Consider the following 15,902-nt stretch of genomic DNA (forward strand, 5'->3'; position numbering starts at 1 on the left):
TCGCGCTCAATCTAAGTTATTGAAGCAAAAGTCCGAACAGCCGCCAGACCTGGCGGCTTTTTTATTGGCCGGCAGGTTCTCGAAACAAACAGGAGCCCGCCGTGCTGAGCACGACCGACGATCTTCGTATCCGCGAACTGAAAGAGCTGAGCACGCCTGAGGACGTGATGCGGGAAGTCCCGCGCACCCTCACGGCAACCCGTGTGGTAATGGCGGCTCGCAACGCCATTCACGCCATCCTCAACGGCCATGACGACCGGCTGCTGGTCGTCGTCGGCCCCTGCTCGGTGCACGATCCCAAGGCCGCGCTTGAGTACGCCGAGCGTCTCGCCGCTTTGCGCGAGGACCTCGCCGACCAGCTCGAGATCGTGATGCGGGTCTATTTCGAGAAGCCGCGCACCACCGTGGGCTGGAAGGGCCTGATCAACGACCCGGATCTCGATGGCAGCTTCGACATCAACAAGGGCCTGCGGCTCGCGCGCAACGTGCTCTCCGCCATCAACAATCTCGGCCTGCCCGCCGGGGCCGAATTCCTCGACATGACGACGCCGCAGTACATCGCCGACCTCGTCTCGTGGGCCGCGATCGGCGCACGCACCACCGAGAGCCAGATCCATCGCGAACTCGCTTCGGGGCTGTCCTGCCCGGTCGGCTTCAAGAACGGCACCGACGGCAACGTGCGGATCGCCGCGGACGCGGTGAAGTCGGCCTCGCATCCGCATCACTTCATGGCGGTGACGAAGCTCGGCCGTTCCGCGATCGCCTCGACCGCGGGCAACGAGGACTGCCACATCATCCTGCGCGGCGGAGCCAAGCCGAACTACGACCCGGCAAGCGTCGCGGCGGCCTGCAACGAGCTTTCAAAATCCGGCGTCGCGCCATTGGTGATGGTGGATGCCAGCCACGCCAATTCGAGCAAGAAGCCGGAAAACCAGCCGCTGGTCATGGCCGACATTGCCGGACAGATCTCCGGAGGCGAGAATCGTATCATGGGCGTGATGATCGAGAGCAATCTCGTCGCGGGCCGTCAGGATGTGGTACCAGGCAAGCCGCTGACTTACGGCCAGAGCATCACCGACGGGTGCATTGATTGGGCGACTACGGCTACCGTGCTCGAGCAGCTCGCTGATGCAGTCGAAATCCGCCGCAACACCGCGCGCGCCGGACTGCACGAGCGCTCCGCGTAATCAGGGCAAAAAGCGGGTGGGGCGATGCTGTGCGCGCCCTGCCCGCTCTTGCTATTAGCAGCCGCGGCAGATGCTCTTGATTTTCTTGTCGAGCAGAGCGTCTTCCTTGTTCACGGGATTGTTCGGGTCGTTCAGATTTTTCTCGCTTGGCACGTCGCCGGCACGCGGCTGACGATGACCGACGGGCGCGGAAGGCAGCGTTCCCGACGTGGCGCCGCCTGACGACGATGATCCCTTGGTGCCGGACTGCGCGACCGCCGCTCCACCAAGCAAGACCACGAGCGACGCTACGAGCATGATCTTCTTCATATCCGTTCCTCCATTCCTCAAACCGGCGTTCCCCGACCGCTCACGTCTCAGGCGGATAAAGATGAACGTCGCCGCAATAGTCGACGATACGATAGCGCGTTTCCGTTACGGCATCACCCGCATCGACTGCGGTATTTTGCGCCGCCAACACATAATTCGGTCCGATCGGCGACTTGCCGGCGCCTCCCGGAATGTCGATGACATAATCCGGTTGGCACAGGCCTGACACTCGCCCGCGCAACTGCCGCATCAGATCCTGCCCGGTCGCAAGCGTGGTGCGCAGATGTACGGTGCCCGGCGCGAGATCGCCGTGATGCAGGTAATAGGGCTTGATCCGGCATTCGACGAAAGCACGCATCAAATCCGACAAAGCGGCGATGTTGTCATTGACGCCGCGCAAAAGCACGGACTGGCTCACCATGGGAATCCCGGCATCGACCAGCCGTGCGCAGGCCTCGCGGGCCGTATCGGTGAGCTCGCGTGCATGGTTGGCATGCAGCGCGACCCAGGTGGTCGCACCCTCGACCTTGAGCGCTGCGACCATGTCCTCGCTGACACGCGCGGGGTCGGCCACGGGCACGCGGGTGTGAAGGCGGATGACCTTGACGTGATCGATTGCAGCGAGATCGGCCATGATCTCGCTCATGCGACGCGGCGACAGCATCAGGGGGTCGCCGCCGGTCAGGATCACCTCCCAGATCTCGCTGTGCGCACGGATGTAGTCGATCGCGGCGCGATAGGCGTTGTCCGAGAGCGCGTTTTCCTTGCCGGGACCGACCATCTCGCGGCGGAAGCAGAAGCGGCAATAGACCGCGCAGACATGGACGAGCTTGAACAGCACGCGATCGGGATAACGGTGCACGATGCCTGATACGGGCGAATGCGGGTGATCGCCGATCGGATCGGCATTCTCGCCCGGCTGCATCTCAAGCTCCGCGGCGGTCGGAACGAACTGGCGCGCGATCGGGTCATCGGGATCGGAGCTGTCGATCAGCTCGACCAGCGCCGGCGTGATCGCGACCGCATAACGGGCGGCAACGCGTTCCAGCGCGGGCAGCGCAGTGGCAGGAGCAAGGTCCGCAGCCACGAGCTCGGACGGCTCGCGCAATGTTCGTGCAATATTGGTCTTCGTCATCTCTCATCCGCAGGCGGTGTCCACACCACCTGATCAATCCGTGTTGCACCGCTTGCCAGCATCACCAGCCGGTCGAAGCCGAGCGCGACGCCGCTGGCTTCTGGCATTGTAGCAACCGCGGCCAGAAAATCCTCGTCCAGCGGATAGGCCTCGCCGTAGCGGCGCTGCTTCTCCGCCATGGACTCCGCGAAGCGCTTGCGCTGTTCTTCGGCGTCGGTCAATTCGCCAAAGCCGTTGGCGAGCTCGACGCCGCAGGCGTAGACCTCGAACCGTTCTGCGACCCGTGGGTCGTCTGTCTTCACCCGCGCCAGCGCCGCCTCGGGAGATGGGTATTCGAACAGAATGGTCAAACGCCCCTGCCCCAGATGCGGCTCGACATGTTCGACCAGGACCTTGCTGAAGATGTCCGACCAGGTGTCGTCCTCGGCGACCCGGACCTTGCCAGCGGCCGCCGCGGCGAGCGCGGACCGCTTACCGCTGGTGCCCGAGATTGTCGACAGCAGGTCGACCCCAGCGAAGCGCTCGAACGCGCCGGCAACGGTCAGCAGCTCCGGCTCCGCGAAGGGGTCGGCGGTCCGGTTCCGGAAGGCGAAGGTCCCGATTCCGGTCGCCTGTGCGGCGTGAGCGATGACAACGACCGTATCGGCCATGATGGCATCATAAGGGGCCCCCGCCCGGTACCATTCCAGCATGGTGAATTCGGGAAGATGCAGATCGCCGCGCTCGCGGTCACGGAAAACCCGGGCGAACTCGAAAATCCGCTCCTCGCCGGCCGCCAGCAGCTTCTTGCAGGCGAATTCGGGCGAAGTCCGCAAATATCTGCTGGCCCGGGTGCCATCGGGCCGGACGATCTCAGTCCGGGGGGCATGCAGATGCGTCTCGTTGCCCGGGGAGACCTGGAGAACGGAGGTTTCGACCTCGACAAAGCCCTGCTCGGTGAAAAAGCCCCTGACAGCCCCGGTAATGGCCGCCTTGGCCTGGAGGAAGGGCCGCCGGTCGAGGTGCCGTGAGGGGGTCCAGAACGGCGATATCGGCTTGTCCCCAGCCATTACCCGACCGTCCCCTGGGGCAGCAAAGTGCTGGCATCCAACGGCAAAATCAGTATGTTGCGGCCCGAAACGGGCGCCGAGGTCTGATTTGAGGCCCCAAGTCCCCCATCGATTTGACCACGTCCTGGCCTGAGCCGGGCCAAGCAAGCAGGAAATATAGCTTTGAGAGTCATCGCCAGTTCTATTCGCAAGGGCAACGTGATCGAGCAAGACGGCAAGCTCTATGTCGTCGTGAGCGCCGAGAACATCCATCCTGGCAAGGGCACGCCGGTCAGTCAGATCGAAATGCGCCGAATCTCGGACGGGGTAAAGATCTCCGAGCGTTACAAGACCACTGACCAGGTCGAAAAGGCCACCATCGAAGAGCGCAACTTCACGTTCCTGTACGAAGATGGCGACGGCTTCCACTTCATGAACCCCGAGACCTACGACCAGGTCCAGGTCTCCAAGGACGTGGTCGGCGACGCGGCCGCGTATCTTCAACCAGACATGACCGTCAAGCTGTCGACCCACGACGTCAACGTGGTCTCGCTCGCGCTGCCGCAGCGCGTGACGCTGGAAGTGGTCGACACCGAGCCGGTGACCAAGGGCCAGACCGCCTCGTCGTCCTACAAGCCGGCGGTGCTGTCCAACGGCATCCGCACCACCGTGCCGCCGCACATCTCGGTCGGCACCCGCATCGTCGTGATGACCGAAGACGGCTCCTACTCCGAGCGTGCCAAGGACTAGGCCAAGGACTGAGCCAAGGGATCGAGGATCAGGGCAAGTGCCGCCGGGGGGCGAGACAGTGGTTGGGAAGAGTTTCCGCTTCGTCTCGCTGCTCCTGGCGTCGCTCGCACTCCTCACCGCCTCGCCCGTCGCTGCGGACGAGATCCGCAGCCCTTCCCTCACAGCCCTGCGCGTCGATTGGCGCGCAGCGCTGGACCAGCTCCGCACCGAGATCAATAGCCGCCCACAGATCGCAGGCGATTTCATCTTCGTGCCCCGCCGTTCGGTCCCGCGGTTTGATCCACGCGGAATGCCGGCGCTGGTGCAGCTCAACGCGGTCTCTTCGCAATTCTTCGTAGGCATTGCCCGCAGCTCGGTTCCCGTGCTGCTGCCGTTCGATGCTGCCGCCTATCGGGAGGCGCAACGCAACGGTCCTCCCACCACATCAGCGCTCTCGCGCTACCAGGCCGATTTCAATCCCGTCGACATGTTCGACGCCGGCCCTGCCGGTTACAGCGCAACGTTCTCACTCGAGCCCGGCGCCGGCGACGGCATGCCGACCCGCGTGTTCGCAAAGCCGGTCGAAATTCAGATCACGGGATCGGCCCTCGTCTACGACATCGCCGATCCCGCCGGCGGCAAGGGCGAGCCAGTCAAGCCGCTCGCCTCGATCTATCCGGATCTGCGCAAGTTCATCCGCGAAGGCTATGTGCGCTATGCGTTCACGCGGTTTGGCGTGGCCTATGTGGTGTCGATCCAGTGCCTGGACAGCGTCGCAAAACCACGGCGGCTCGCGTGCAAGGAGGCCTACCCGGTCGCCGAGCGCTTCCTGAAGGCGCTGCATGTCGCAGGCGGTCAACGCATGCGGCCGCTGATGGACGTCGCCTCATATGTGATCGATCGTCCGGCCGCGCGTTCGGCAGATTTCGGCTACCGGCCCAGCGGCGACATCATCCCGAACACCGGCTATCGCAAACAGGGCGGCCATCCCGATGCGATGGCCTATGCGCAGATCCGCTTCCCGCTCGAGAAGGCGCCGGCCTTCGTGCATTCGCAATCCTACGCCAAGCGCGACAAGGATGACGGCCCGACCGCCTATCCCTGGCGCGACAATTTCTGCGAGTCCCGCAGCTTCGAGGTCTGGCAATGCGGCGGCGGCTTCGGCCACCAGGGCGAGGACATCCGCGCCGCCGACTGCCCCTCGACCGGTGATGCCCGCGAGCCCTGCGATCCCAAGCAACGCGGCGTCGTTGCCGTGCGCGACGCCATGGTGATCCGGGCCTCCAAGGACCAGGCAGCGACGCTCGAAGTCAACAGCCGCACCGAACACATCCGCTTTCGCTACATGCACATGAATCCGCAGGCGTTGAATGCCGACGGAGTGCTCAATGGCCGCGTCGTCACCGAGGGCGAGAAGATCGGCGTGATCTCGAACTATCTCGATCATCCCGCAGGCACGTCGATGCACCTGCATTTCGACGTCCAGGTGTTCACCCGCGACGGCTGGATCTGGGTCAGCCCCTACATCACGCTGGTCTCGGCCTACGAGCGCCTGATCCGCGCCCGCGGGCGCGAGATCGGCACGGAGATCGCCGGCACCCCGCAACCGGTCGCGCACGCGCTGCCCGAAGATGTCATCAAGCCTGATCCGCGTGAGGGGTCGAGCAGCGAAGAGAACTGACCGGCCACGTCGATCGCATCCCGGACGAGCGAAGCGACATAAGGGATGCGACAGGCCAGCTAATCCAGATACGTCGTGAGCTGCGCGCCCTCATCCGCCACGAATACGGCGATCAGTTCGGCCGGCTCCGTGGTGCTGGCATTGGCGGAGACCAGATGCGTTGCGCCTGGCGGCTCGAAGAAGGACTGGCCGACACCGAACGTCTCGACCGGACCGCCACCAAGCTGGGAGCGGATCTCGCCCTTGGTGATGTAGGCGGTCACCGAGCCGGCGTGGCGATGCGGCCGCGAAAACCCGCCCGGGCCGTAGAACACGCGGACGATGGTCACGCGCTTGCCCGGAACGTTGGGCAGCGCATAGGAGCCGATCGGTTCGACTTTATCGAGCGGCGAGCTTTCTGCAGCGGTCGCGCACAGCGGTGCGAGCGCGCCCGACACGGTGTCCATCGTCACCGGCAGCACCTTGCCGATCGCGAATGCGCAAGCAAGTCCGCCGACGACGGCGAGCGCCATCGAGCGCGATTGACGTGGCGCGGCCGCCAGATTCATAGCCGTCATGATCATCTCCCCTCGTCTTAATCAGGATGCCGTTGCATTGGCGGCGACCTGCCGCTTCGGTGGCGTCCAGCGGAAGGCCGCGCCAAAACGGTTCCAGACATTGATCGAGGCAATTGCCGACGTCAGGTACATCAGCTCGGTCTCGGAGAATTCGCGCCGCACCTCGTCATAGACCTCGTCGCCGAAGCGGTCGGGCAGCAAAGTCAGTGCCTCGGCCCATGCCAGTGCCGCACGCTCGCGCGCCGAGTAGATCGGAGCCTCGCGCCAGACCGCAACGAGATGCAGCTTGTCGGCGGGCACCCCGAGCCGTTCCGAGAGAAGAACATGATGCTGTACGCAGAAGGCGCATCCGTTGATCTGCGAGGCACGCAGCTTGACCAGCTCGAGCAGTTGCTTGTCGAGCCCGGCCTTGGCCGCGACCTGACCGAGTGCCAACACCAGATCATACGCATCGGGCGCGATCCGTTTGAAATCCTCGTATTCGCTGCGCGCGTGCGACATTGCGGTTCACCTCGTGATATTGTAAGACTACTTACATCTTATAAGAGCTCTTATATTATGCGCAAGCCGACCGGCATCACGAAATCGAAATTGGAGCAAAGGGCATCGAGCGAGGAGGCTGCGGTGCGCGTACCCGCTCCCGGCGAGGGCAAGCGTGGCGAGCAGGGTTATCTCGGCTATCTGCTGCGCCAAGCCCACGCGGCCGTCCGGCTGAAGATGGAACGCACATTGGCCGATCTCGGCGTGACCTCGCCGCAATTCGCCGTGTTGACCATGCTGAACGCCTATCCGGGCCTGTCAGGAGCCGACGTCGCCCGCCTCACCTTCCTGACCCCGCAGACCGTGGGCGTGATCATCCGCAACCTCGAGCGCGACGGCGCGATTGCGATGACGCCGCACCCCGTGCATGGCCGCATCCAGCAATGGACGCTGACACCGCGCGGATCGACACTCCTCAGGACTTGCAGGGAGCGTGTGATTGGATTGGAGAAGCGTCTGGCCAATGGCCTCGATGCCAAGGCGGAGGCAAGCATTCGCCGATGGCTCGCCAACGTCGCGACGGAATTGCAAGAGGACTAGGCGGGGCTAGTCGCCGCCTCCTCCGTCGCCGCCACCATCGCACCCGCCGAAATCGCCGCCCGCGGCGCCGTCACCTTGAAGATCTATCCGCCCTTCAATATGTTCTTAACCTCACCGTGAGGCCAGTCTTCGCCTGCGGCGATCACGCGGACGCGGCTCTGGTCCGTGCCGTTGACCAGCACATGCGAACTCACCCGGTCGCCGCTGGGCGCCAGGTGCAGCTCGGTTTCAGGTTTCCAGCTCAGCGTCGCCGCAAGATCGCCAGGAAAAATCTGCCAGCACGATCCGTCGTCGAGTTCGACGACATGGCTTTCCGCATGCGCGTGTATCTTCATCCCATCCCAAAATCTCGTTGAAAAAGGCGGGCCCCGGCGATCGGCCGGGGCCCTAATCCGTCAATCGTCGTGATGAATCACGGTCTTGCTGCGATTGCCGAACTCGTCTTCTTTCTTGATCACCGTCTTACGCTCGGCGGGCTCGCGCTCCTTGATCACGGTGGTACGGTCGCGATCGCGATCACGATACTCATGGGACTCGCCGACCGTCACGCCGGCGCCGACAGGACCGACGTGAACGCCGACCTCATCCGCGAACGCCGGAGCCGCAATTGCCGTAACCATGGCCGCCGCAAACAGATATTTCCGCATCTTGTCCTCCTCAGTGTTGTCTGAAGAGAATGCGGACGTGCGACACTTTGTTCCTGACGGAACATGCGGGATGGATGAGACGCTCCTTGTTCCAGGAACCGCCCCACGGCTGCATGATTCCGGCTACAATGCTCCCATGATACAAGCTGATTCCTCGGACAATCGCATCACCCGCCGCGCCCTGATTCAATCCACGCTTGGCGCAGCGGCGGTGCTCACCTCGCCGACGCAGGCGCTTGCGTCGCCGCCAGGCTTCGACGAATGGCGCGAAGGCTTTCGTGCACGCGCCATGGCGAAAGGCATTTCGGCCGCGACCTGGCAGCGCGCGATGGCGCGGGTCGAGCCTGATATGAGCGTGTTCAAGCAGATGCGCAACCAGCCGGAGTTTCACGAGCAGGTCTGGCAATACATCAACCGCCGTGTCTCCGACTGGCGCATTATCAACGGCAAGATCGCACTGAAAAACAACGAAGCGCTGTTCGCGCGCATCGAACGAGATTTCGGCGTCGAGCGCGGCACATTGCTGGCGCTGTGGGGCGTGGAATCCGCTTACGGTGATCCGCTGGTGCAGCAGAATCACATGACGCCTGTGTTTCCCTCGCTCGCCGCGCTTGCCTGGAACGAGCCGCGACGAAAGGCCTATTGGGAGGCCGAGCTGATCAATGCGCTGCGCATCGTCGACAAGGGCTGGAGCACGCCCGAGGAGATGCGCGGCTCCTGGGCCGGCGCGATGGGGAATTCGCAATGGATGCCGGAGGTCTGGCTCAATGTCGGCATCGACTATGACGGCGACGGCAAGGTCTCCCCGTTCGGCAAACCCGACGACGCGCTGGGATCGACGGCAAAATATCTTGTCAATAGGGGCAAATGGCGCCGCGGCGAGCATTGGGGCTACGAGGTGCGCTCCCCTGGCGAAATGAGCGGCAGCCGCACCTATGCAGCCTGGCAGGCAGCCGGAGTCACCCGCGCCGACGGCCAGGCGTTCCCGCAGCCGAATGTGTCCGCGCAGATGTGGACGCCGGTTGCGGGCGGGCCGACGTTCCTGCTGGGACCGAACTTCTATGCGGTGAAGAGCTACAATCCCTCGATGAATTATGCGCTCGCGATCTGCCATCTCGGCGACCGCTGTCTCGGCGCGCCGCCCTTCATCCAACCCTTCCCCGGCTCCGAGCGCGTGCTGACGCTTGCCGAAGTTCAGGAGATGCAGACGCGGCTCACCAAGGCCGGCTTTGATACCGGCGGCACCGACGGGCGTGTCGGCAACGACACGATGAAGGCGATCAAGGATTTTCAGCAGCGTGCCGGCATCGCACCCGCCGATGGTTACGGAGGGCTGAAGGTGCTGGCGAAGCTGCGGCAGGGATCGTAGCCGACCTCAGTGCCGGTACTGCGGCTCTTCCGCGTCGAGCTGGCGGCGGATCGCGGCCAGATGCAGGCGCGCAGATTCGGAATCGCCCTCTCGCATTTGCTTGTAGGTCGCGGCCGCGATCACGGGATCGACCGGCAGCACCTTTCGCCCGGTCGACATCGCCAGCACCTGCACCTCCGCAGCGCGCTCGAGGTAGTAGAGATCGTCCCAGGCTTCTGCGATCGTCGGCGCCAGCACCATCACGCCGTGATGCTTCATGAAGACGATATCGGCATCGCCCACCGCCGACGCGATACGCGCACCTTCACTGTTGTCGAGGGCGAGTCCGTTGTAGTCGCGATCAACCGCCGTGCGGCCGTAGAATTTCAGCGCTGTCTGGCCGGCCCAGATCAAGGGATCTCCCTCGGTCATCGACAGTGCCGTGGCGTAGGGCATATGGGTGTGGAAGGCGACCTTGGCGCGCGGCAGGCGCTTGTGCATCTCGGCGTGGATGTAGAACGCGGTTGCCTCCGGCTCGCCGTCGCCATCGAGCACGTGGCCGTGGAAATCGCAGATCAGCAGCTTTGACGCGGTCAGCTCGCGGAAGGCGTAGCCGTAAGGATTGACCAGAAAGAGGTCGTCATGGCCGGGCACTACGGCCGAGAAGTGATTGCAGATGCCTTCCTCAAAACCGTTGCGCGCGGCCATACGGAAGCAGGCGGCGAGATCCTCGCGCGCAGTGCGGATCGCATCGGTGGCGAGGTCCGGCCGGTTCGAACGAACGGGCGCTGGTGAGGAGGCGTGAAGGCTGTGCGCCATGGCGAAGGAGACCTCTTTCGGGCAGGAGAGGACAGCGTTTTACAGGGCCCACGCCTGCGCGTCAGCCCCTGCAGCCGCCACTCTGCCCTGCACGTCTCACGCCCGCCGCGGCACCCCGCCGGCATTCATGCCACCATCAATCACGAGCTCGCTGCCGGTGACGTAGCGCGAGGCATCTGACGCCAGATACAGCACGCCGGAGGCGATCTCCGCGGCCTGTCCGGCGCGGCCGAGCGGGGTCGCGACCTTCGCGCGCTCCTCCGGATCGATCGGTGCATTCTGGCCGGCACCGGTCGCTCCAGTCGGGATCTTGCCCCAGATTGGCGTGTCGATGATCCCGGGATGGACCGAATTGACGCGGATGTCGTCACCGGCCGCCGCGCACTCCATCGCAATCGATTTGGCGAATAGCCGGACACCGCCCTTGGTCGCCGAATAAGCCGAGAGGCCCGGCGCACCGCGCAGACCCGCGAGCGAGGACATCATGACGATCGAGCCGCCGCCATGCTTGCGCATCAAGGGCAGGCAATGCTTCACGGAAAGAAACACGCCGTCGAGGTTGATCGCGTTCTGCTTGCGCCAGTCGGCGAGCGTCATGTCGGTAATCGACGGCACGGCAATGCCGATGCCGGCGTTTGAGACCATGATATCAAGCCGGCCGAAGCGCTTGGCGATCTCGGCTGTGATCTCGATCCAGCGCTCTTCGTTGGTGACGTCCTGCTCCAAGAAGATCGCCTTGCCGCCGGCCTTTGTCACTCGCGTGGCGAGTTCAGGGCCGTGCAACTCATCGATGTCGGTGATGACGACAGTTGCGCCTTCGCGGGCAAACAGCTCGACGATGGCCTCGCCAATACCTGAGGCGCCACCCGTCACCAGTGCGACCTTGCCCTCAACCTGCCCTACCATGTTCACTCCCATTTTGTTGTTTGACGTTTATTGTTTGAGGCGATTTATTTTTTGCGCATGATCTCGCCGTAAAACCGCTTCGCACTTTTCCTGACCATGCGTTACCTAATCACGGATGGCCCCTGGTCCGGAAGTGCGACATCGATGACGCGGAATTGCACGCGCTCGGCGCCCTGGTAGCGATCGACTGACAATGATCCTGCGACGTGCAGTTGCTGGCCGCGATTGGCGAGAAGCGCATGCCCTAGCTTTTGCCCGACCGAACGGAACGCGATGCCGTTGACGATGGCGCCATCGCCGGACTTGAAACGCAGTCTCAAATGCGCCTGCCCAACCTCCTCGGCAAAGACGAGCTGATGCGCCGGCAACGCCAGCACCGGCTCGGGATTGCCACTACCGAACGGTCCGGCACGATTAAGCGTGGTCGCAAGCTCCGTCGTCACCGCGCGCGCCGAGACCGCGCCATCGATATAGAGCTCGTTGACGTGGCGCGCTTCGGCGACGTCCTGTGCCAGTGCGTTTTCGAGATAGGCACGGAATTCGGCGAGCTTCTCCTTGCGGAGCGTCACGCCCGCGGCCATCGCGTGACCGCCGCCTTTCAGCAGAATGCCGTCGGCCACGGCCTGCCGCACCGCCTTGCCCAGATCGACGCCGGCAATCGAGCGGCCCGAACCCGTGCCGATGCCGCCGGGCTCCAGCGCGATCGCAAAGGCGGGCCGCGAGAACTTCTCCTTCAAACGGGAGGCAACGAGGCCGACCACACCGGGATGCCAGCCTTCGGACGCGGTGACGATGACGGCGAGCTTGTCTTCCAGCCCGATCGAGGCGAGCGCTTCGGCTTCGGCCTGCGCTTCGGCGGCCTGCTCGATGACGCGACGCTCGCTGTTGAGGCGGTCGAGCTCGGCGGCGATCCGCGCGGCCTCGACGCTGTCGCCTTCGAGCAGCAACCGGACACCGAGATCGGCGCGGCCGATCCGCCCGCCGGCATTGACGCGCGGGCCCAGCATGAAGCCTAAGTGCCAGGCCTCCGGCGGGCCGTTGAGCCGCGCCACGTCCATCAGCGCGGTGTGGCCGACATGGTCGCGCCGCCGCATCGCGATCAGCCCTTTTGCGACGAAGGCGCGGTTCAGCCCGATCAACGGAGCCACATCCGCGACGGTGCCCAGCGCGACGTGATGCAGCATGCCGAGCAAATCGGGCTCGGGCATCTCCGCCTTCCAGAAGCCGCGCTGCCGCAGTTCTCTGTTCACCGCAACCAGCGTCACCAGCACGAGGCCGACAGCGGCGAGATGGCCAAGGCCCGAGAGATCGTCGAGCCGGTTCGGATTGACCAGCGCGTCGACCTCCGGCAGCTCCGTGCCGGCCTGATGATGATCGATCACCACCACAGACATGCCCAGCCGTTTCGCTTCAGCGAGCGGCTCGATGCTGGTGGTGCCGCAATCCACCGTGACGAGCAGCGTGGCGCCCTTGGCCGCGAGGCCTCGAACGGCTTCGACGTTGGGGCCATAACCCTCAAAGATGCGATCGGGAATATGGATCAGCGGGTCGAGCCCGCAATGGCGCAGGTGCCAGGCCAGCAGCGCTGCAGAGGTCGCACCGTCGACGTCGTAATCGCCGAAGATGGCGACCGCCTCGCCCTTCGCGGCGGCATCGGCGATGCGCTTCGCGGCCGCCTCCATCTCCGTCACCGTGAACGGATCCGGCATAAGTTTTCGAATGGTCGGATCGAGGAAATCAGGGACGGCATCGATGTCGACGCCGCGGCCGGCCAGCACCCGCGCCAGCAGTTCCGGCAATTGGTGCTGCTGCACGATGGCAAGCGCCTTGGCCGCACCTCTTGCGTCCAGCCGGTCGCGCCAGAGCTTGTCAGTGAGCGAGCGCACCACACCCAGGAACGCCTGGGGCATTTCAACGGGCAAAGCGGTGGCGGGAGGCGTCATGATTCGTGGTTCAAGTGGTCCGGTACAAACAGCGGCGCGACGGCCGCTTCCGATCGCGGGATTCACCGGGAATCCCTGGCATTTTGCAACGTCAGCAGCCCACAAAGCGGTGGATTGCCGAAATGCTGAGCGAGTTGACTACCATTTGAGCAGTCACGCGGACAGCAAATTAAGTGAGCGTTAGCAGGAATCTTCGAAAACGAGTCTCATTCGATCTGTAATTTTTAGTTCCGGGTCATTGCAGGTCAGACGTCATTGCCAAGGGAAGCCCCCGATGTCTGTTGCGCTGGGTTTGAAATCCAAGCCTGTTACCACTGAGCCCGCTAACGACGATTCCGACATTTCCGCGCTGATCAACCGCCTGACGGCGGAGGTCAACCAGATCGCGGTCGACAAGACCAAGTCGATCCAGCAGATCACCAACCAGATGAAGATGCTGGCGCTGAACGCGCTGATCGAAAGCTCGCGGGCCGGCGCGCAAGGCGCGGGCTTTGCGGTGGTGGCGCAGGAGGTGCGCGGCGTTGGCCAGCAGGTCGAGACCATCGCCCGCGAACTCGAGACCCAGCTGACCAAACGCACCGGCGATCTCGTCGCCTCGATCGAGCGCATGAGCCAGCGCTCGCGCGGCGAGCGCATGATGGACTTATCCCTGAACGCGATCGAGCTGATCGACCGCAACCTTTATGAGCGCACCTGCGACGTGCGCTGGTGGGCGACCGATTCTGCCGTGGTCGATTGCGCCGCCTCGCCCGCTCCGGCCGCGGTCAGCCATGCCACGCAGCGCCTGGGCGTCATTCTCGGCGCCTACACCGTTTACCTCGACCTCTGGCTGTGCGACCTCGACGGCAATGTCATCGCCAATGGCCGCGCGGATCGCTTTCGCGTCGTCGGCCAGAACGTCGCCCACACCAAATGGTTTCGCGAGGCGAAGACCCTGCGCTCCGGCGACGACTATGTCGCCGGCGACGTCGAGAACCAGCCGCTGCTCGGCAACGCCCAGGTCGCAACCTACTGCGCCAGCGTCCGCGCCGGCGGAGAGGCTCACGGCGCGCCGATCGGCGTGCTCGCCATCCATTTCGATTGGGAGCCGCAGGCGCGCGCGATCGTGCAGGGCGTGCGCGTCGGCGACAGCGACAAGGCCCGCGTACTGCTGGTCGACTCGCATTTCCGCGTCATCGCCGCCTCCGACGGCCAGGGCATTCTGAGCGAGCGCATCTCGCTGTCGCTCAACGGCGAGCGCTCCGGCTTCTACCAAGACCGGACAGGCGCGATGGTCGCCTTCCACGCGACGCCGGGCTACGAGACCTATCGCGGCCTCGGCTGGTACGGCGTGATCGTCTGCGGGGCGTGAGGCTGGAGCCGGCCGGCACGGCTCCCCAATCCAAATCGTGAAAACAACCCCATGCACAGTAGCGAGAGTGCTGCTTGCACGGAGCTTGAGCTCGTTGTTGACACGTCGGGCAAAACACCGCCGACCTGCGATGGTCGCGAGGTCTGAGACCCGCTTTTCCCTCGAGCCGTGAACGCGCCCGCCTGGCCACACGGCGGGCTCCCTCGGGCATTCCCAGCAGCTGCCCCTTCGGACATCGTGGCTCCGGACAATTACGTAGGTCGCGGCGAATTTGCGCTCGATCAAAGCCGGCACGGTTCCCGCTGCCAATTATTCCCGAAAATCACGGGAGGTCGGCCCATGCTGGTTAGAATCAATACGGCGCAGCGCCGTCCGATCGACGGTCATCTGGCTGCCGTTGCTGGCAATCGCGCGCTCTGCAGTGAATTCAGGTATCGCAGAGGCAGCGAGATTTTCGGCGAGGGCGAGGACGCAGAATACGTTTACCAGATCAACTCCGGAGCCGTGCGTACCTACAAGCTGCTCCCGGACGGTCGGCGCCAAATCAACGCGTTTCATTTGTCCGGCGACATGTTCGGTTTCGAGAACAACGAAACGCACCGCTTTACCGCCGAAGCTATCGTCGAAACCGATGTGCGCATCATGACGCGAAGCAATCTTCTGGGAGCGATGCCAAACCAAGGCGCCGGGCCAAAGCACCTCATCGGCTTCGTCACCCAAAATCTTCAGCACGCCGAAAACCACATGCTGCTTCTGGGGCGGAAGACATCGTTGGAGAAGGTCGCTGCATTCCTGCTCGAAATGGACGACCGGCTGGCACATCCGCGAGTCATGGACCTGCCGATGACGCGTCGCGACATTGCAGACTACCTCGGACTTACCCTCGAAACCGTCTCGCGCGCCCTGTCGATCTTGCGAGACGACGATATCTTGCGATTTGACGGAACAACCCAGCGACGGCTCGAGGTGCTCGATCGAACCCGGCTTTCGCGGCTCGACGCCTGATTTCGTGGCGGAGGCTGCTTGGCTCGACCGGGGCGAGAGCCGCTTAGATCTCTGCAAGGCCAATGGGAGGAATGGTCATGCTCATCAAGACACTCACATTGCACTCCCTTACGTACCTGGTGGGGATTACCAGCTCGGTCGCGGCTTACCAGAATGCCCTTTGGAGTCCGGGTATGG

17 protein-coding genes are annotated in these 15,902 nt (G+C 63.9%); 7 read left to right on the plus strand and 10 right to left on the minus strand.

Annotation, left to right across the window (positions count from 1 at the left end):
* Positions 1-101: 101 nt before the first annotated feature.
* Complete coding sequence (locus tag L6639_RS00090) at positions 102-1,187, plus strand: 3-deoxy-7-phosphoheptulonate synthase (protein ID WP_338076511.1); 1,086 nt, start codon at positions 102-104, stop codon at positions 1,185-1,187.
* A 54-nt stretch (positions 1,188-1,241) separates the two neighbouring features.
* Here the strand turns inward: L6639_RS00090 and L6639_RS00095 are convergent, their stop codons facing one another.
* Genes L6639_RS00095 through epmA form a run of 3 tightly spaced genes read right to left on the minus strand, consistent with a single transcriptional unit; the run spans position 1,242 to position 3,680 of the window.
* Positions 1,242-1,496 (minus strand): hypothetical protein, encoded by a 255-nt coding sequence (locus L6639_RS00095; RefSeq protein WP_237857932.1) that lies wholly within the window; start codon positions 1,494-1,496, stop codon positions 1,242-1,244.
* 40 nt (positions 1,497-1,536) lie between these two features.
* Positions 1,537-2,631 carry a lysine-2,3-aminomutase-like protein gene (locus tag L6639_RS00100; RefSeq protein WP_237857938.1) on the minus strand — a complete coding sequence of 365 codons (1,095 nt, stop codon included), beginning with the start codon at positions 2,629-2,631 and terminating at the stop codon, positions 1,537-1,539.
* Entirely contained in the window at positions 2,628-3,680 is a 1,053-nt protein-coding gene (gene epmA, locus L6639_RS00105; protein ID WP_237857940.1) for an EF-P lysine aminoacylase EpmA, read from the minus strand. Before epmA ends, L6639_RS00100 begins: the two co-directional genes overlap by 4 nt.
* A 162-nt stretch (positions 3,681-3,842) precedes the next feature.
* Here epmA and efp point away from each other — a divergent pair, with 162 nt between their 5' ends.
* Together efp and L6639_RS00115 are read left to right on the plus strand one after the other, a co-directional pair.
* A complete protein-coding gene (gene efp, locus L6639_RS00110; protein WP_237857942.1) occupies positions 3,843-4,409 on the plus strand; it encodes an elongation factor P in 567 nt (188 codons plus the stop codon).
* Between the two features lie 37 nt (positions 4,410-4,446).
* Positions 4,447-6,069, plus strand: a complete 1,623-nt coding sequence (locus L6639_RS00115) for a M23 family peptidase (protein WP_237857950.1) — start codon at positions 4,447-4,449, stop codon at positions 6,067-6,069.
* Between the two features lie 59 nt (positions 6,070-6,128).
* Here the strand turns inward: L6639_RS00115 and L6639_RS00120 are convergent, their stop codons facing one another.
* Together L6639_RS00120 and L6639_RS00125 are read right to left on the minus strand one after the other, a co-directional pair.
* Positions 6,129-6,626, minus strand: coding sequence for a cupin domain-containing protein (locus tag L6639_RS00120; protein WP_237857956.1), 498 nt, complete (start codon positions 6,624-6,626; stop codon positions 6,129-6,131).
* A gap of 21 nt (positions 6,627-6,647) precedes the next feature.
* The gene (locus tag L6639_RS00125; RefSeq protein WP_237857959.1) at positions 6,648-7,127 is read right to left on the minus strand and encodes a carboxymuconolactone decarboxylase family protein; all 480 of its coding nucleotides are present in this window, start codon (positions 7,125-7,127) and stop codon (positions 6,648-6,650) included.
* Between the two features lie 57 nt (positions 7,128-7,184).
* On the opposite strand from L6639_RS00125, the gene L6639_RS00130 reads away from it, so the two are divergent.
* Positions 7,185-7,706 (plus strand): MarR family winged helix-turn-helix transcriptional regulator, encoded by a 522-nt coding sequence (locus tag L6639_RS00130; RefSeq protein ID WP_249798021.1) that lies wholly within the window; start codon positions 7,185-7,187, stop codon positions 7,704-7,706.
* A gap of 83 nt (positions 7,707-7,789) precedes the next feature.
* Here L6639_RS00130 and L6639_RS00135 read toward each other — a convergent pair whose 3' ends face one another.
* Both L6639_RS00135 and L6639_RS00140 read right to left on the minus strand, forming a co-directional pair.
* Positions 7,790-8,041 carry a hypothetical protein gene (locus tag L6639_RS00135; RefSeq protein WP_237857960.1) on the minus strand — a complete coding sequence of 84 codons (252 nt, stop codon included), beginning with the start codon at positions 8,039-8,041 and terminating at the stop codon, positions 7,790-7,792.
* A 60-nt stretch (positions 8,042-8,101) separates the two neighbouring features.
* A complete protein-coding gene (locus L6639_RS00140; protein WP_237857962.1) occupies positions 8,102-8,353 on the minus strand; it encodes a hypothetical protein in 252 nt (83 codons plus the stop codon).
* A 136-nt stretch (positions 8,354-8,489) separates the two neighbouring features.
* Here L6639_RS00140 and L6639_RS00145 point away from each other — a divergent pair, with 136 nt between their 5' ends.
* Positions 8,490-9,722, plus strand: a complete 1,233-nt coding sequence (locus L6639_RS00145) for a lytic murein transglycosylase (RefSeq protein ID WP_237857963.1) — start codon at positions 8,490-8,492, stop codon at positions 9,720-9,722.
* Positions 9,723-9,728: 6 nt separating this feature from the next.
* Here the strand turns inward: L6639_RS00145 and L6639_RS00150 are convergent, their stop codons facing one another.
* The 3 genes from L6639_RS00150 to recJ form a co-directional block, all read right to left on the minus strand.
* Complete coding sequence (locus L6639_RS00150) at positions 9,729-10,520, minus strand: aldolase (protein WP_237857965.1); 792 nt, start codon at positions 10,518-10,520, stop codon at positions 9,729-9,731.
* Positions 10,521-10,616: 96 nt separating this feature from the next.
* Complete coding sequence (locus L6639_RS00155) at positions 10,617-11,426, minus strand: SDR family NAD(P)-dependent oxidoreductase (RefSeq protein ID WP_237857967.1); 810 nt, start codon at positions 11,424-11,426, stop codon at positions 10,617-10,619.
* Between the two features lie 101 nt (positions 11,427-11,527).
* Positions 11,528-13,369: a single-stranded-DNA-specific exonuclease RecJ gene (gene recJ, locus L6639_RS00160; protein WP_237857972.1), complete on the minus strand. Its 1,842-nt coding sequence runs from the start codon at positions 13,367-13,369 to the stop codon at positions 11,528-11,530.
* A gap of 274 nt (positions 13,370-13,643) precedes the next feature.
* Here recJ and L6639_RS00165 point away from each other — a divergent pair, with 274 nt between their 5' ends.
* Both L6639_RS00165 and L6639_RS00170 read left to right on the plus strand, forming a co-directional pair.
* Positions 13,644-14,720: a methyl-accepting chemotaxis protein gene (locus L6639_RS00165; protein ID WP_237857973.1), complete on the plus strand. Its 1,077-nt coding sequence runs from the start codon at positions 13,644-13,646 to the stop codon at positions 14,718-14,720.
* Between the two features lie 339 nt (positions 14,721-15,059).
* The gene (locus tag L6639_RS00170; protein WP_237859365.1) at positions 15,060-15,725 is read left to right on the plus strand and encodes a helix-turn-helix domain-containing protein; all 666 of its coding nucleotides are present in this window, start codon (positions 15,060-15,062) and stop codon (positions 15,723-15,725) included.
* The last annotated feature ends 177 nt before the right edge of the window (positions 15,726-15,902 follow it).

It is taken from the genome of Bradyrhizobium zhengyangense (assembly GCF_022012555.1).
Taxonomy (GTDB): Bacteria; Pseudomonadota; Alphaproteobacteria; order Rhizobiales; family Xanthobacteraceae; genus Bradyrhizobium; species Bradyrhizobium zhengyangense.

Coding starts and splice junctions, on each gene's coding strand:
- L6639_RS00165 (WP_237857973.1), top strand. CDS start 13,644: ATGTCTGTTGCGCTGGGTTTGAAATCCAAGCCTGTTACCACTGAGCCC.
- L6639_RS00155 (WP_237857967.1), bottom strand. CDS start 11,426: ATGGTAGGGCAGGTTGAGGGCAAGGTCGCACTGGTGACGGGTGGCGCC.
- L6639_RS00150 (WP_237857965.1), bottom strand. CDS start 10,520: ATGGCGCACAGCCTTCACGCCTCCTCACCAGCGCCCGTTCGTTCGAAC.
- L6639_RS00100 (WP_237857938.1), bottom strand. CDS start 2,631: ATGACGAAGACCAATATTGCACGAACATTGCGCGAGCCGTCCGAGCTC.
- L6639_RS00130 (WP_249798021.1), top strand. CDS start 7,185: ATGCGCAAGCCGACCGGCATCACGAAATCGAAATTGGAGCAAAGGGCA.
- L6639_RS00145 (WP_237857963.1), top strand. CDS start 8,490: ATGATACAAGCTGATTCCTCGGACAATCGCATCACCCGCCGCGCCCTG.
- epmA (WP_237857940.1), bottom strand. CDS start 3,680: ATGGCTGGGGACAAGCCGATATCGCCGTTCTGGACCCCCTCACGGCAC.
- L6639_RS00135 (WP_237857960.1), bottom strand. CDS start 8,041: ATGAAGATACACGCGCATGCGGAAAGCCATGTCGTCGAACTCGACGAC.
- L6639_RS00170 (WP_237859365.1), top strand. CDS start 15,060: ATGCTGGTTAGAATCAATACGGCGCAGCGCCGTCCGATCGACGGTCAT.
- L6639_RS00095 (WP_237857932.1), bottom strand. CDS start 1,496: ATGAAGAAGATCATGCTCGTAGCGTCGCTCGTGGTCTTGCTTGGTGGA.
- recJ (WP_237857972.1), bottom strand. CDS start 13,369: ATGACGCCTCCCGCCACCGCTTTGCCCGTTGAAATGCCCCAGGCGTTC.
- L6639_RS00125 (WP_237857959.1), bottom strand. CDS start 7,127: ATGTCGCACGCGCGCAGCGAATACGAGGATTTCAAACGGATCGCGCCC.
- L6639_RS00120 (WP_237857956.1), bottom strand. CDS start 6,626: ATGACGGCTATGAATCTGGCGGCCGCGCCACGTCAATCGCGCTCGATG.
- L6639_RS00140 (WP_237857962.1), bottom strand. CDS start 8,353: ATGCGGAAATATCTGTTTGCGGCGGCCATGGTTACGGCAATTGCGGCT.